Source organism: Oceanihabitans sp. IOP_32 (genome assembly GCF_009498295.1).
Classification (GTDB): domain Bacteria; phylum Bacteroidota; class Bacteroidia; order Flavobacteriales; family Flavobacteriaceae; genus Wocania; species Wocania indica.
In genome coordinates this window covers 1,261,341-1,277,915 of record NZ_CP040813.1, presented here as the reverse complement: position 1 = coordinate 1,277,915, position 16,575 = coordinate 1,261,341, and the positions used below count along the sequence as shown (strand labels likewise).

10 protein-coding genes and 1 tRNA gene are annotated in these 16,575 nt (G+C 37.6%); 8 read left to right on the top strand and 3 right to left on the bottom strand.

Features of this window, described 5'->3' with window-relative positions:
• Window positions 1-41 precede the first annotated feature (41 nt).
• Together FEZ18_RS05325 and FEZ18_RS05320 are read left to right on the top strand one after the other, a co-directional pair.
• Window positions 42-1,277 (top strand): metallophosphoesterase, encoded by a 1,236-nt coding sequence (locus tag FEZ18_RS05325; RefSeq protein WP_153267352.1) that lies wholly within the window; start codon window positions 42-44, stop codon window positions 1,275-1,277.
• 120 nt (window positions 1,278-1,397) lie between these two features.
• On the top strand, window positions 1,398-1,694 hold the full coding sequence (locus tag FEZ18_RS05320; protein ID WP_153267351.1) for a thioredoxin family protein: 297 nt from the start codon (window positions 1,398-1,400) through the stop codon (window positions 1,692-1,694).
• A 38-nt stretch (window positions 1,695-1,732) separates the two neighbouring features.
• Here FEZ18_RS05320 and FEZ18_RS05315 read toward each other — a convergent pair whose 3' ends face one another.
• The gene (locus FEZ18_RS05315) at window positions 1,733-2,383 is read right to left on the bottom strand and encodes a polysaccharide deacetylase family protein (protein ID WP_153267350.1); all 651 of its coding nucleotides are present in this window, start codon (window positions 2,381-2,383) and stop codon (window positions 1,733-1,735) included.
• A 14-nt stretch (window positions 2,384-2,397) separates the two neighbouring features.
• Window positions 2,398-5,706 carry a protein O-mannosyl-transferase family gene (locus FEZ18_RS05310; protein ID WP_153267349.1) on the bottom strand — a complete coding sequence of 1,103 codons (3,309 nt, stop codon included), beginning with the start codon at window positions 5,704-5,706 and terminating at the stop codon, window positions 2,398-2,400.
• Window positions 5,707-5,917: 211 nt separating this feature from the next.
• Between FEZ18_RS05310 and FEZ18_RS05305 the strand changes: the two genes are divergently transcribed.
• From FEZ18_RS05305 to infB, 4 genes are all read left to right on the top strand, one after another.
• A tRNA-Gln gene (locus tag FEZ18_RS05305) sits at window positions 5,918-5,990 on the top strand.
• 188 nt (window positions 5,991-6,178) lie between these two features.
• Window positions 6,179-6,640: a ribosome assembly cofactor RimP gene (gene rimP / locus FEZ18_RS05300; protein WP_153267348.1), complete on the top strand. Its 462-nt coding sequence runs from the start codon at window positions 6,179-6,181 to the stop codon at window positions 6,638-6,640.
• A 9-nt stretch (window positions 6,641-6,649) separates the two neighbouring features.
• The gene (gene nusA / locus FEZ18_RS05295; RefSeq protein WP_153267347.1) at window positions 6,650-7,882 is read left to right on the top strand and encodes a transcription termination factor NusA; all 1,233 of its coding nucleotides are present in this window, start codon (window positions 6,650-6,652) and stop codon (window positions 7,880-7,882) included.
• Window positions 7,883-7,947: 65 nt separating this feature from the next.
• Window positions 7,948-10,803, top strand: a complete 2,856-nt coding sequence (infB, locus tag FEZ18_RS05290) for a translation initiation factor IF-2 (protein WP_153267346.1) — start codon at window positions 7,948-7,950, stop codon at window positions 10,801-10,803.
• Window positions 10,804-11,499: 696 nt separating this feature from the next.
• On the opposite strand, the gene FEZ18_RS05285 is transcribed toward infB, so the two are convergent.
• The gene (locus FEZ18_RS05285) at window positions 11,500-11,883 is read right to left on the bottom strand and encodes an SPOR domain-containing protein (RefSeq protein WP_153267345.1); all 384 of its coding nucleotides are present in this window, start codon (window positions 11,881-11,883) and stop codon (window positions 11,500-11,502) included.
• A gap of 211 nt (window positions 11,884-12,094) precedes the next feature.
• Here FEZ18_RS05285 and FEZ18_RS05280 point away from each other — a divergent pair, with 211 nt between their 5' ends.
• Together FEZ18_RS05280 and FEZ18_RS05275 are read left to right on the top strand one after the other, a co-directional pair.
• On the top strand, window positions 12,095-13,396 hold the full coding sequence (locus tag FEZ18_RS05280) for a c-type cytochrome (RefSeq protein WP_153269053.1): 1,302 nt from the start codon (window positions 12,095-12,097) through the stop codon (window positions 13,394-13,396).
• 65 nt (window positions 13,397-13,461) lie between these two features.
• Entirely contained in the window at window positions 13,462-16,566 is a 3,105-nt protein-coding gene (locus tag FEZ18_RS05275) for a TAT-variant-translocated molybdopterin oxidoreductase (protein ID WP_153267344.1), read from the top strand.
• Window positions 16,567-16,575 lie beyond the last annotated feature (9 nt).

Genomic DNA, 16,575 nt, shown 5'->3' with positions numbered 1-16,575 from the left:
TATTTAAGAATTATCTTTGTGTATATTCATAATGATATTTTATGGCTCAATGGATTACCGCGTTTTTTGCAGCGTCTATTCCAGTAATTTTACTGGAATATTACGCTTTTCAAGCCTTGAAAACGGTTGCGAAAAGCAACTACATTAAATGGTTTTGGTTGCTGGTCACTATTGCCGTTTATGCTTATTTTTCATATCATTTTTTCGCTATATCTGGAACAAAAGAGCAGACAAACAGCTATCAATTTGCAGCAGGTATTTTATTAACCTTTTTAGTGCCTAAATTATTTGTGGTAGCCATTTTGTTTAGTGAAGATGTGCTGCGAATGGCTCAAAAATTAAGGTCTAAGTTCTCAAGTAAAAAAACGGAGCCTTTAGCTGGGCGTCGAGAGTTTTTATCTAAAATGGCCTTGGGCATAGCGGCCATACCTTTTGTTTCATTCTTATATGGTATTGTTGAGGGACGGTACAATTATAAAGTGTTAAAATACCAACTAACTTTTGATGATCTACCAGAGGCCTTTAACGGTTTAACCATTACGCAAATTTCAGACATTCACTCGGGAAGCTTTACCAATAAAGAGAAAGTACAATATGGTATTGATTTGATTAATAAGCAACAATCAGATTTGATTTTGTTTACAGGTGACTTGGTAAATAGTAAAGCCGAAGAAATGGATGATTGGATTGATGTTTTTAAGAACTTAAAAGCGCCTCTAGGAAAATATTCAGTGTTAGGAAATCACGATTATGGTGATTATACCAATTGGGAAACCGAAAGCGATAAAGAAGTTAATTTTCGAGCTATTAAAGATGCTCATTCGAAAATGGGATTTGATTTATTGTTAAACGAAAATCGATTTTTAGAGAAAGACGGCGAGCAAATAGCGGTTTTAGGGGTAGAGAATTGGGGGAAAGGATTTAATAAGTCTGGAGATTTACAACAAGCTGCTCAAGGTGTTAAAAAAGAAGATTTTAAAATTTTGCTAACCCACGACCCAAGTCATTGGGAACATGTGGTAAAAAACGATGCCTTGAATTACCATCTTACACTTAGTGGTCATACCCATGGTTTACAAATGGGTATTGAAATACCAGGATTTTTTAAATGGAGTCCATCGCAGTATGTGTACAAGCAGTGGGCCGGATTGTACAATAATGTTGGGCGGTATATTAATGTAAATAGGGGGTTTGGCTACCATGCCTTTCCAGGGCGTGTTGGTATTTGGCCAGAAATTACCGTAATCGAACTTAAAAAGGGGGCGCAGCAAGCCTAAACCATAAGAATTGTTGTAGGCAACAGATTTTTATTTATATTTAATGGCAAATAGGTTTTAAAGAGATTAATTTTATTTTCAGGTTTTTCTTCTTTTTGATTTATTAAAAACATCTAAGATATGTCGAAATTTGGAGAACTTATAGATAGTGAAACACCTGTTCTTTTAGACTTTTTTAAAGAAGAGAACGCGCAATCTACAGCCATGCATCCCGTGCTTAGGGAGGTTGCAGCGACATTAGGCGATAAAGTAAAAGTGATTAAAATCGATATAGAAAAAAATGAGGCACTTGCCGACGCCTTGCGGGTAAAAGGACTTCCTACTTTAATCATTTATAAAGACGGCGAAATGAAATGGCGTGAAATAGGACCGCAAGATGCTCATACACTTATTACTATTATTGAACAATATTTCTAGCTGCTTAATGCAGGTTTCACTTGTGTAAAGCGGAACTCTTAATTAATAGGCTGAAACACATACCCTTTGTTACTGAAGTACTCCAACATCTTTGGTAAAGCATATTGCATGTTTCTTGAAGCTTTTACACTATCATGGAAGACAACAATACTTCCGTTAGTTGTTTTCGAGATAATGTTCTTGAAGCAGGTTTCTGGAGACACTTGTGTTTGCCAATCAAAAGATAGCACATCCCACATTATAATTTTGTAGTTCAATGCCAGAAGCTGTTTACCTTGTTTAAGTGTTATTTGGCCGTAGGGTGGTCTAAAAGTATTTATAAATTTCGTTTTCTGGTTTTTAGCATGAAATTCTATGAGATCTTGAGCTTGCTTTATATTGTCTAAATAGGGTCTGGTGTTGCTTTTCCAACCTTTTAGATGATTGTATGTATGGTTGCCAATGGCGTGCCCATCTTGTATAATGTTCTCAAAAATTTCAGGATGTTTTTTAATATTATTTCCAATACAAAAAAAGGTAGCTTTGGCCTGATATTGTTTTAATACAGTTAACGTCCAGTTGGTAATTTCTGGGGTGGGGCCATCATCAAAAGTGAGGTAAATGGTTTTACGAGTTGTTGGGATGTTCCAAATATAATTTGGAAACATCCACTTCACTAATTTTGGTGTTTTTACAGGTGTTAAACGCATTCCTAATCTGGAAATTAATTAACTGTATCTATTTCGATACTGTGGTCTATAGAGGCGTCTAATCCTGTGCCAGGTTGTTCGTCTTCTATCGCATCTTCACCATAAAAATGCATAAAAAGTTTCAAGTAATTATTAAAAATATCGCCTTCGGTTCTCGCGAAATCCATATCGTATTCCACTAAAACATCTACAAGACCCTTATAGCGTTGAATATCGGTATAGATCTCTTCAAATAAACGCTCTTGATTGGCAACCTTTAAACCGCTGTAATAACTTAAGTTCTCTTGATATTTTTGAGCCACTTCTTTAAACAATTGCTGTGCCTTTGCTTTGTTGCCAACCTCGTAATAGGCACTAATATACGGTTCTAAAAGGGTGTAGAAACCAAAGTAATCAACAGGCATATTAAGCATGGCGATATCGGCTATTTCTTCAGCTTTATCTAACTTATTTTCGTTGATAAGCTGCTCTATTAGGCGCGCTAAATTCCCTCTGTAAGTGATAGAATTTTTACGGGTTTCAACATCGTGGTAAATATCGGGACTCCCACTGTTGCCCCAATCCCAGTTTTTAACTTTCTGGTACATAAATTCACTGTCTACACGTCCCATATCAAAAGGATTTGCTCTATCAACAGGTGTTTTAATAGGGACTAACTTGTAAGCCATACCATCGAGTTGCAGGTAGTCTTTCATCCAGATATAATCGTCTTCCGCAAAGGCACCACCGGTAAAGTAAATGGGGCGTTTCCAGTCGTTATTAGCAACAATGTCTAGCATTAACAATCGGTTTTTGTAAACAGCGTCGGCCGTTATATTGATATCTATATGCGACACCATGTTATCGGCATCTTTTGGTTTTACAATACCGTATTTTAATGCGTTCTCCTTATTTACAGGAAGTCTTAAATGTCCTGTTGGGAAGTAATTCGCATTTAAATCTTGACTTCGCACTTGCGACACATCTACGCCTTGCTGTTGTAAGATGTATTGGTATTTAGATCGCGGATTGTTACTTGTTATAAAATTTAAAGCATCTTTAATTTCAAGCGTGTCCTGAATAACATTTTGAACAATAACATAATCGTTTGTACCATATTTATAATGTTCGTGAGTTAATTGCGACGGAATCGGGTCACTCTCGTAGGCCTTGCGTTTCATTTGATTAATATACCAATCGGTTTGAAATAAACTGGTATTTACCACACGTACATCGGTTCTAAAACCTTCAATTTCTTGAGCATACCACAGCGGAAAAGTATCGTTATCACCAATGGTAAATAATATGGCATTTTCTTCGCAAGAATCTAAGTATTTTTTGGCCATAGCTCTTGCGGTGTATTTATCAGACCTATCGTGGTCGTCCCAATTGTTGGCTGCTAATATTCCTGGAACCAATATTAAACACGCGATAGTAATTACTGGTACAGCGATTTTTTGTGGCAGGTATTTTTTTAAGGCATCGTAAAGGGCATACACTCCAAAACCAATCCAAATGGAAAACACATAAAACGATCCCACCACAGAGTAATCCCGTTCGCGAGGTTCAAAAGGACGCACATTGGTATAAAACTGAATAGCTATTCCTGTAAAAAGGAAAAACACGAGCATAGTCCAAAAGGTTTTTTTGTCTCTATTAAATAAGAAAAACATACCTAAGAGTCCTAAAATTAAAGGTAAGAAATAATAGGTATTTCGTGCTTTATTATTTTTCACATCGCTTGGTAAATTATCTTGCGAGAAGCCCAAGTGCCATTCGTCTATTGGTTTTATGCCACTTATCCAGTTGCCATGATTATCGTAACGGCCTTGAATATCGTCTTGTCTCCCAGTGAAGTTCCACATAAAATAACGCCAGTACATATACCCTATTTGGTATTCTAACATATAGAGGATATTTGCGCCTAACGAAGGTTTTTCAATATCTATATAGCTTTTAAAGCGTTTTAGAAAAATGTTGTAATCTTCGTAATCTACGTTCCCTCGAGCCACATCGGTTTTAAAATCGGATATGGCCTGACGAAGTTCGTTTTGCATCTGGTACTCTGGTTTTAGTTTAAAATCTAAATAACCAGAAAACATCATGTAATTTTCGGCGTGTTCGGCGCTCCACATACGCGGTAGTAAACCAGCATGTTTAGAGTTGTAATTTTGTTTTGCGTTTTTGTAATCGTTTACAATAACGTATTTGCCTTTTTCTTCGTCTTTTTCATATTTAGGTTTGTCGTCTACATACGGATTGTTTTCATCTAGGTAGGCGTATTGATCGGTAAACATTGGTCCGTAAAACAAATGTGTTTCTGGATATTGCTCTAAATTGTAATAGGCTAACAATTCTCTGGCACTCGAGGGCTCGTTTTCATTAACCACTACGTTGGCATTAGCTCTTATAGGGAGCATGAGCCAAGTGGAAAACCCAATAATCACAAAAGTTAAACAGAGTACCGCTGTATTTAGATGAATATATTGTTTTTTACGCGTGTATTTTAGAGCAAAAACGATAATAGCAATTAGAACTAATCCTGCAATTACAGAGCCCGAGTTAAATGGTAGGCCAACGCTATTCACAAAAAAGATTTCAAAAACACTAAATATTCTAAGAATGTTCGGGGCTAACAATTTAAAAACAAACAATAAAATACCAATCGAAACCACATGCGCTAAGATGAGGTTTTTTACGGTGATCGTTTTGTAGTTTTTAAAATAATAAATAAGACCGATGGCAGGAATGGTTAATAAGCCCATAAAATGCACCCCAAAAGAAAGGCCAATAATAAATGCGATTAAAATGAGCCAGCGGTTGCCACGTGGTTTGTGCATGTCCTGCTCCCAACGCAGTCCTAGCCAAAATAAAGCAGACATAATTAAAGTGGCCATGGCGTAAACTTCAGTTTCAACAGCATTAAACCAAAACGAATCGGTAAAGGTAAAGGCTAAACTTCCCACCAATCCACTACCTAAAATAGCCATGATTTGTGTTTGGTTTAAATCCTTGTTGGCACCAATTAGTTTCTTTAGTAGTAACGTAATGGTCCAAAACATAAAGAGTATAGTGAATGCACTAGCAGTAGCACTCATCATATTCATCATCCAGCCTATTTGCGAAGGCTCAAAAGCAAAGGTGGTAAAGAAGGCACCAAGCATTTGGAAAAAAGGTGCTCCAGGAGGATGTCCTACCTGTAATTTCGCTGAGGTTAGAATGTATTCACCAGCGTCCCAGAAACTAACGGTAGGTTCAACTGTTAAGCTATAAGTGATAAATGCAACTAAAAAAGAGAACCATCCTAAAATAGTATTCCATTTTTTAAAGTTTAAATGTGCCATAAGTATATTTCTTTGCTTGGCGAATTTAATAATAAATATGAAACAAGTCCTAAATATTTAGGATGTCTTAACATAAATCAATAGTACTGTAGCTGTTAAGGCTTAAGGCAAGCGCAGTGAATTACACAAAAATCATTTTTTAAAAATATTTTTCAAAAAAAGCTTGCATAAACATTATTTTGTTATACCTTTGCAAGCGCAATACTGAAAATGGCCTATGGTGTAACTGGCAACACGTTGGTTTTTGGTACCAAAGAGTCTAGGTTCGATCCCTAGTGGGCCAACAAAAATCCTAATCATTTATTTGATTAGGATTTTTTGATTGAGAATAATTTCTTACAATTTTTCAATGTGTCGGTATAAATTTTGTGCTAATGCATTAAAATTCAATTAAAAAATTATATCTTTGCGCCATTGAAAGATGAAAAAAAGATAATGAGGGGACAAAAAGTCCCCTCTTTTTATACTAAAAATGTTTAAAAACACAGTTACAGACTTATTAGAGGCCGCTTTGGCAGAGCGTTCAGATTTATTTTTAATCGATTTTTCTATCGACAGTGATAATCATATTAAAATCATAATAGACGGCGATCAAGGTGTTTTGGTTGAAGATTGTATCTTTATAAGTCGAGCCATCGAACATCATATAGACCGAGAAGAGCATGATTTTTCTTTGGACGTTATGTCGGCTGGAGCAACTGCCCCATTAGCGCATAATAGACAGTTTAAAAAAAATATAGGCAGAACATTAGAAGTGAGAACTGATGCTGAAAAAATAGAAGGTGTTCTGGCTCAAGCCACAGATGAGGCAATTACCTTAGAATGGAAAGTTAGAGAGCCTAAGCCAGTTGGCAAGGGTAAAACTACAGTAAAGAAGGAAGCAAACATTGCTTACAACGACATTGTAGAAGCAAAAGTTATGATTAAATTTTAATTTAGATTTATGGAGAATATAGCGTTAATTGAATCTTTTTCAGAATTCAAAGACGATAAGTTTATTGACAGAGTAACGTTAATGGCTATTTTAGAAGATGTATTTAGAAGTGCTTTAAAAAAGAAATATGGCGACGACGATAATTTTGATATTATTGTAAATCCAGATAAAGGTGATTTAGAAATTTGGAGAAACCGAACCGTTGTTGCAGATGGTGAAGTAGAAGATGAAAATCAAGAAATATCGCTAACAGAAGCTCGTAAAATAGAGCCTGATTTTGAAGTGGGTGAAGATGTGTCTGAAGAAGTAAAGCTCGTAGATTTAGGAAGACGAGCTATTCTAGCTTTACGACAAAATTTAATCTCCAAAATACATGAACACGACAATACTATTATCTATAAACAGTTTAAAGATTTAGTAGGTGAGATTTACACAGCAGAAGTACACCATATACGTCACCGCGCTGTTATTCTATTAGACGACGAAGGCAACGAAATTGTACTGCCAAAAGACAGACAAATACCTTCAGATTTCTTTAGGAAAGGCGATAATGTTCGCGGGGTTATTGATGCTGTAGAACTAAAAGGTGCCAAACCCACTATCATCATGTCAAGAAGCTCGCCTAAGTTTTTAGAGAAACTTTTCGAGCAAGAAATCCCTGAAGTTTTTGATGGTCTAATCACCATTAAAAATGTAGTTAGAATACCAGGCGAAAAAGCTAAAGTAGCTGTAGATTCTTATGACGATAGAATAGACCCAGTAGGAGCATGTGTGGGCATGAAAGGCTCTCGTATTCACGGTATTGTTCGCGAATTAGGAAATGAAAATATCGATGTCATAAATTACACTAATAATCCGCAGCTTTATGTCACTCGAGCTTTAAGTCCGGCACGAGTAACGTCGGTTAGCTTAAACGAAGAGACTAAAAGAGCCGAGGTTATTTTAAAGCCTGAAGAGGTGAGTAAAGCTATTGGTAGAGGTGGGCATAATATCCGTCTAGCCGGGCAGTTAACGGGTTACGAGATAGACGTGTTTAGAGAAGGCGCAGAAGAAGATGTAGAATTAAGAGAGTTTACCGACGAAATTGAAAGCTGGATTATCGACGAATTTAGCAAAGCAGGATTAGACACTGCGAAGAGTATTTTAGAATTAGATGTGTTAGACTTAGTTAAAAGAACAGATCTAGAAGAAGAAACAATTAATGATGTTCTTAGAATTTTAAGAGAGGAATTCGAAGAATAATACCTGACTATTATTATGATTGAACAGGTATAATATATATATTTGAGTATTTTTAAAGGCAATTTATGGCTGAAACAGTTAGATTAAATAAAGTATTACGTGAGCTTAACATCTCTTTAGATCGTGCCGTGGAATTTCTGGATTCCAAAGGTGTGGAAATTGAGAAGCGCCCGACTACAAAAATTTCTCAGGAGACTTATAAGATTCTTTCTGATGAATTTGAGACCGACGCTAATAAGAAGATGAAGTCTCAAAAGGTAAGTGAGGAGAAGCTGAAGGAGAAGGAAGATTTGCGTATTAAACGTGAGAAGGAACTAGAGGAAAAACAGAAAGCCCAAGCAGATAAAGAAAAAGCTAAGCAAGAAGAAATCGTAAAAGCTTCAAAACCTATAGCTGGTCCTAAAACCGTAGGAAAAATAGATTTAGAACCAAAAAAGGATAAAGTAGAATCTATAAAAGAGAAGACTCCCGAGGCTAGTTCTAAAAAGGCGGAGTCAAAATCAGAGACTCCTAAAAAAGAAGAGACCCAGAAAGAGGTGATTAAAGCGACCGACAAAACTGTTAAAAAAGAAGAGGCTAAAGCAGTAAAAAAAGCAGCCGAATCTATAACTGAAAAGCCTAAAGACCCAAAGCCAAAAGTTGAAGAGACAAAAGCCGAGGACAAACCAGCCGAAACTGTTAAAAAAGAGGTGGTTTCTAATGAGGATGGTGTGGTTATTGAAGAACGTGTAGAAACACAATACAAAAAACTTAGCGGTCCAAAAATAGCAGGCGAAAAGATTGACCTATCTCAATTTAATAAGCCTAAGAAAAAGAAAGACGATAAAAAAACCGATGCTAAAGCAGGTGCGGCGAACAAGAAAAAGCGTCGCCGAATAAGCAAAGCTGGCGCTCCAGGATCTGGAAGTACGCCAGGTAGACCAGGTACGGGTAGACCAGGAGCTGGTAAACCAGGAAGCGATAGATTTAAATCTAAACCAGGCCAAGGACGACGAAACGTTGTAAAAGAAGAGCCTAGTGAAGAAGATGTAAAAAGACAAGTACGCGAGACCCTCGAAAAACTGCAAGGAAAATCGAGTAGAGGAAAAGGAGCTCGCTACAGAAGAGACAAAAGAGAACTGCACAGAGAGCAGATTGAAATTGATCAGCAAATTGAAGCGGCAGAGAGTAAAATCATTAAAGTTACCGAGTTTGTTACGGCAAGCGAAATGGCAACGATGATGGATGTTGGGGTAACTCAAATTATTTCGGCATGTATGTCCCTAGGTTTGATGGTTACTATGAATCAGCGATTAGATGCAGAGACCTTATCTATTGTAGCCGAAGAATTTGGTTATAAAGTAGAATTTGTTGATGCCGATATTGAAGACGCTATTGAAGAGGTTGAAGACAAACCTGAAGACTTAGTATCTCGTGCACCAATTGTTACCGTAATGGGACACGTTGATCATGGTAAAACTTCACTTTTAGATTATATTCGTAAAGAAAATGTTATTGCAGGAGAGTCTGGTGGAATTACTCAGCATATTGGAGCTTACGGAGTACAATTAGAAAACGGTCAGAAAATAGCATTCTTAGATACACCAGGTCACGAGGCCTTTACGGCCATGCGTGCACGTGGTGCTCAAGTAACCGATATTGCTATTATTGTGGCCGCCGCAGACGATGCCATAATGCCACAAACCAAAGAGGCTATCTCGCACGCGCAAGCTGCAGGTGTGCCAATTGTTTTTGCCATTAACAAGATTGATAAACCAGAAGCCAATCCAGATAAAATTAAGGATGGTTTAGCCCAAATGAATTTATTGGTGGAAGATTGGGGAGGTAAAATTCAATCTCACGATATTTCTGCAAAAATGGGAACAGGTGTAAAGGAATTACTTGAAAAAGTATTGCTAGAGGCAGAATTGTTAGAGCTTAAAGCGAATCCAAATAAACCAGGACAGGGTACCGTTGTTGAAGCCTTTTTAGATAAAGGACGTGGTTATGTCTCTACGGTATTAGTGCAATCGGGAACCTTGCGTATTGGCGACTATATTTTAGCTGGCCAGCATAGTGGTAAAGTTAAGGCCATGCAGGACGAACGAGGTAACGATGTTTTAGAAGCTGGACCATCAACTCCAGTATCTGTTTTAGGATTGGATGGAGCACCTCAGGCGGGCGATAAGTTTAATGTATTTAAAGATGAACGCGAAGCGAAGCAAATTGCTGCTAAACGTGCACAATTACAACGTGAGCAATCGGTTAGAACACAACGTCATATAACCCTTGACGAAATTGGTAGGCGTATTGCGCTTGGCGATTTCCAAGAATTAAATATTATTCTTAAAGGAGATGTAGATGGTTCTGTAGAAGCCCTTACGGACTCCTTCCAAAAATTATCTACTGAAGAAATTCAGGTTAATATCTTACATAAAGGTGTTGGTGCCATTACCGAGAGCGATGTTTTATTAGCTTCGGCTTCCGATGCTATTATCATCGGATTTAATGTACGACCAGTTGGAAACGCTAGAGCAATTGCAGACAAGGAAGAAATTGATATTAGAACCTATTCTATTATTTACGATGCCATTAACGAACTTAAAGATGCGATGGAGGGCATGTTGTCTCCAGAGTTTAAAGAGGAGATTTTAGGTACAGCAGAAATTCGAGAAATTTTCAAAGTATCAAAAATTGGTTCTATTGCAGGGTGTATGGTCACAAATGGTAAAATACTTAGAAGCTCAAGCATCCGTTTAATTAGAGACGGTGTTGTGGTACATACCGGCGAGTTATCTTCTCTAAAACGATTTAAAGACGACGTTAAAGAAGTTTCTAAAGGTTACGATTGTGGTATGCAAATTAAAAATTATAACGATATTGAAGAAGGTGATGTTATTGAGGCCTTCCATCAGGTAGAGGTTAAAAAACGATTGAAATAATTTCATTTTTTTTCAGTATCAAATCTTACGCAAAAAGGCACTTGTATTATAGGTGCCTTTTTGCTTTTGTAAATTATTCTTCCATTACTTGGGTTTAACTGTATTTTAGTATTAATATAGGCCTACTGTCGTCTTTTAAACGGTTTGTTTTTTATATGCATACCAAATTAACAATACGACATTTCAAAATTAAATTCGTATCATTTATATAAGATGAGCTATGAAAAGAAAAGGAGGGTTTTTAGATGCGTACAAATTAAGCATTTTAAGTACTGTTCTAATAGATGGGTGAGCTTGGCTAGGCTGCAATTTTAATAAAACTGGAGTAAAAAAGAAATGCAAATTAGAGCATGAGAACCTTCAGAAAGTCATGGCAAAGAAGTGAATCCATGTAGTAGACCTGTGCATTAATTGGCTATACCGTCGGTGTTCGGTATGGGTTTATATCATTAAAAAGAGCTGATTTTAGTTACAACTGGAAATATATTTTGTTTGTTGTATAGAGCTAAGGGGTTTTTATGATATTGGCCTTAATTAAAGGAGAGAAAAGTGATAAAACAGCTTTCGCCTGTTTTGTGAGTGATGTGCGGTGGTCTTTACGCCTAGATTTTAAAAGCCTAATCGGCCACTGTAAATTTTTTTAAACAAAAAAAGTGACTATCGCCGTCACTTTTTCCAATCTAAATTTTAAAACTTTTATTTTTTAGGTTTAAAAATAAAAGCATTGGGAAAATTGGTTTTAATTTTTCGTAAGGCACGATCAGCCTCTAATCGCGTTCTAAAATTGCCTACCCAAATTTTAAAATCGGGTGTGTCGAATATAATTTTAGAGGGCCATTCGGTATAGTTCGTATTGAAATTCTTTTTAGCCAATTGAGCGGCAGCACGCGTGCCATTGTATATCTGTATTTTATATCTGTTAGGAGTAGCTTCACTTTTATTGAGTTCTTTTTTTAATGCGAGTAGAGTGGAAATATTCTGATCTTGATTTATGGTTACTGCTCCTTGTTGAGCATGGCAAACTGTGGCTATTAAAAGAAAGCAGAGAGCAGTTACCAGCTTAAATTTTAAATTTAACATCGTTATAGTTTTATTGTTTTTTACAAATGTATATCTTTATAAATTAATATGTCCATTTTTCTTATTTAGAACATTTCTAAACTAGCAATTAACACTTCTCTAACATTTCAAAAAACGACTTTTATCACTATTTTGCAGAAGATTATTTGGTAGCTTTTTTCAAATAATGAAAAAATTGTGCCAAGTTTTAGAAGTTAATTTAAAAAATAATATGATACAGGTAATTTACCGCAAACTAACCACAAAAATTCTTCATGTTGGTTTTGTTATTTTATTAACATGTACAGCTTCGGTCTCGGCTCAAGAAGGGGATCCTGTTAAGGGGAAGGCTTTATTTAATACAAATTGTGCGGCATGTCATGCTTTAGACCGTAAAATGACGGGGCCCGCTTTAAGACACACCGAAAGAAACTTAATTGAAAACGAAGGCTTAGACCGAGAATGGCTTTACGCATGGATTAAAAACAGTGCCGCCATGGTTAAGGCCGGAGATCCCTATGCTGTTAAGATTTTCGAAGAGTACGACGGTGCAGCAATGACGGCTTTTCCGCAGTTGTCTAATGAAGATATCGACGATATCTTAGCCTATACCGAGCAAGATAAACCTGCGCCAGTGGTTGCAGAAACTGCCGTTGCCACCGATGGCGCTGTGGTAACCTCAGGTAGCATTTCAAACGAAATCATATTAGGAGCCTTAGCTATTTTATTTGCTTTGTTGGGTGCGGGACTTTTTATTGTCAATAGAACACTACGCAGATTTGCGGCAGCTCAAAATATCGAAATTCCTGTGGCGAAACCGAAGCGCACACCTTTATGGAAAGCGTTTTTGCAAAATCAGTTTTTAATGATTGTAGTTGCCATATTTTTCTTATTGGGTAGCGCCTATTTTGCTTATGGATATTTCATGCAAGTGGGTATAGATCAAGGTTACGAGCCTGTGCAACCCATACATTTCTCGCACAGAATTCATGCCGGCGATAATGAAGTAGATTGTAATTATTGCCATTCTTCTGCACGAGCGTCCAAGCATTCTGGTATTCCTTCTCTAAATGTATGTATGAATTGTCATAAATCGATCTACGAAGTGGCACCAGAAACTTTAGCTGAGGGTAAAGAATTGGGTGTAGATTACAACGCAGAAATTCAAAAACTGTACGACGCCGTAGGTTGGGATGATGAAGAACAAGAGTATACTGGCGAAACACAACCTGTTAAATGGGTGCGTATTCATAATTTACCAGATTTTGTGTATTTTAACCATTCGCAACACGTTACAGTGGCTGGAATAGAGTGTCAAACCTGTCATGGGCCTGTTGAAGAAATGGAGATAATGTATCAGCATTCTTCTTTAACCATGGGTTGGTGTATAGACTGCCATAGAACATCGGAAGTAGATATGGGTGATAATGCATACTACACAAAAATACATGCCGAGTTAACAAAGAAATACGGTGTCGAAGAGCTTACTGTGGCTATGCAAGGCGGTTTAGAATGTGGGAAGTGCCACTATTAATGTTGTGATTGTAATTCCGCGAAAGCGAAAAGTAAATAATAAAAGAAGTAAATCCATTATAAAATATGTCATCAAACAAGAAATACTGGAAAAGTGTTGAAGAGCTAAACGAAAATAGCTCAATTGTTGAGACGCTAAAACAAAACGAGTTTGTTGAAGAAATTCCTGCGGATGAGTTTTTAGGAGATAAAAACACGCTGGAAAAATCCTCGACAACACGTCGCGATTTTCTAAAATATATCGGTTTTAGTACTGCTGCGGCTTCTCTTGCTGCTTGCGAAGGTCCTGTAGTTAAATCTATTCCTTACGTTTTGCAGCCAACAGAAATTGTGCCTGGTATTGCCAATTATTACGCGACTACCATTGCCAATGGTTTCGATTTTGCGAGTGTTTTAGTTAAAACACGTGAGGGTCGTCCCATTAAAATTCAAAATAATGCGCTAGCTACTACAAACGGTAATGCCAATGCTCGTGTTAATGCATCGGTATTAGGACTGTATGACAGTTTAAGAATGCAAGGACCAGTTAAAGGTGATACGTATGTAGATTGGAGTGATTTTTATACGGAAACCAACCAGTCTTTAACAGAAATTGTAGCTTCAAATAAAGAAATTGTATTATTAACGCAAACCTTTGCAAGTCCGTCAACCAGTAAATTAATTTCTGAGTTTGCGGCTAAATACACCAATGTACGTCATGTGGTTTACGATGCGGTTTCAGAGTCTGCGGCCTTAGATGCTTTTCAAGCCAAGTACGGCGAGCGCGCTTTAGCCAATTACGATTTTAATAAAGCGATGACTATTGTGTCTATTGGAGCAGATTTCTTAGGCGATTGGCAAGGCGGTGGATTTGATTCTGGCTACTCAAAAAACAGAGTGCCAAATCAAGGTAAAATGTCACGCCACATTCAGTTTGAGTCTAATATGTCTCTAACAGGAGCAAATGCCGATAAACGGGTGGCCTTAACACCAAGCCAACAAAAAACAGCCTTAGCTAAATTGTACAGCTTAGTGGTTGGCGCAGCTGTTTCGACATCAGATTTACCAGCAGCCATTGAAGATGCCATCACGAAAGCGGCGTCTCAACTTAAAAAAGCGGGAAGTAATGGTGTGGTTGTTACAGGCATTCAAGATGTAAATGCACAAACCCTTGTTTTAGAAATTAATGAGGCTTTAAACAGCAAGGCTTTCGATACTAAAACACCAATAAAAACAAGACAAGGCGACGATAAAGCAGTGGCTAAATTAGTGGCCGACATGAATGCCGGAAATATTGGAGCTCTTATAATGAGCGGGGTAAACCCGATGTACACACTGCCAAATGCTTCAGAATTTGCCGAAGGGTTAACAAATGTTGATTTGTCCATTACCTTCTCCATGAAAGCAGACGAAACGTCTTCACTCACCGACTATATCGCGGCAGCACCGCACTACCTAGAATCTTGGGGTGATGTAGAATTTAAAAAAGGGCATTACGCCTTAATGCAACCAACCATTCGTCCTTTATTTGATACCATGCAATTTCAAGAGGCCTTGTTGCAATGGACGGATAATACGATGTCTTATCACGATTATATAAGAGATACCTGGGGCACTTCTATTTTAGGGGAGAGTTCATTTAATAAAGCACTGCATGATGGTGTTTATGTTGGAACGATTGCCACAGTTACAAACAATACACAGACTGAAGAAGAGCAAGCAGATATTCAAACGCCTATTGATGCCGCAAGAAAGCTAGTGGCTTCAATTCAACCCGTTTCTGGCTTTGAATTAACTCTGTATACTAAAGTTGGTATGGGCGATGGCCAGCAAGCGAATAACCCTTGGCTACAAGAATTTCCAGATCCCATTACCAGAACGACTTGGGATAATTATTTAACCATGTCTCAAGCAGACGCCGATGCCCTAGGGGTTGTAAATAGGCATGAAGCCAACGGAGGGTTAAACGGTAGTTATGTGAATCTAACCGTGCAGGGTCTAGACACGCCTGTTAAAGCGCCTGTTATTATCCAACCAGGGCAAGCCAAAGGTTCTGTTGGTTTAGCCTTTGGGTATGGTAGATCTTTGGGGCTTAAAAGTGAGATGCGAACTGGTGTTAATGCTTATGCCTTATACCAAAATTTTAATACCTTACAATCGGTTACTATTGAAGCTCTAAAAGAAGAGCACGAATTTGCATCGGTACAGTTGCACACTACTTTAATGGGGCGTGGTGATATTATTAAAGAGACGACTTTAGAAATATTTAACACAAAAGATAAGGAATATTGGAATCCTGTGCCTAAAGTATCTTTAGATCACGTTGAAACTCCAGTAACCTCTCCAGAAGTAGATTTATGGACCGAGTTTGATCGCTCGATTGGACATCATTTTAATTTAGCTATCGATTTAAATGCTTGTACCGGTTGTGGTGCTTGCGTTATCGCTTGTCATGCCGAAAACAATGTACCCGTTGTAGGTAAAGAGGAAGTACGCCGCAGTCGCGATATGCACTGGTTGCGTATTGATAGATATTATTCATCTGAAGATACATTTACTGAAGATATTGAGAAAAAAGACCGTACTAAAGGTTTAGGGATAATTGGAGCTCTTGGAGAAATGGAAATTGCTGCTGAAAATCCACAGGTTGTTTTTCAACCTGTTATGTGCCAGCACTGTAACCACGCGCCTTGTGAAACTGTTTGCCCAGTAGCAGCGACAACCCATGGGCGTCAAGGCCAAAATCAAATGACCTACAATCGTTGTATTGGTACACGATATTGCGGAAATAACTGTCCATACAAAGTGCGTCGTTTTAACTGGTTCTTATATAATGGAAACGATGAGTTCGATTATCATATGAACGACGATTTAGGGCGTATGGTATTAAATCCAGATGTTGTAGTACGTTCTCGTGGGGTAATGGAAAAATGTTCGATGTGTATTCAAATGACTCAAAAAACAATTTTAGATGCCAAGCGCGACGGTCGTGAAATAAAAGATGGAGAGTTCCAAACCGCATGTTCGGCAGCTTGTAGTAACGGGGCAATGACCTTTGGAGATATTAACGATGAAGAAAGTAAAGTTGCAAAACTTAAAGAAGATGATCGTATGTATCACTTATTGGAGTATGTAGGTACTAAGCCGAATGTGCAATACCACACAAAAGTAAGAAATACAACAGAAGTATAAAAAAAGTAA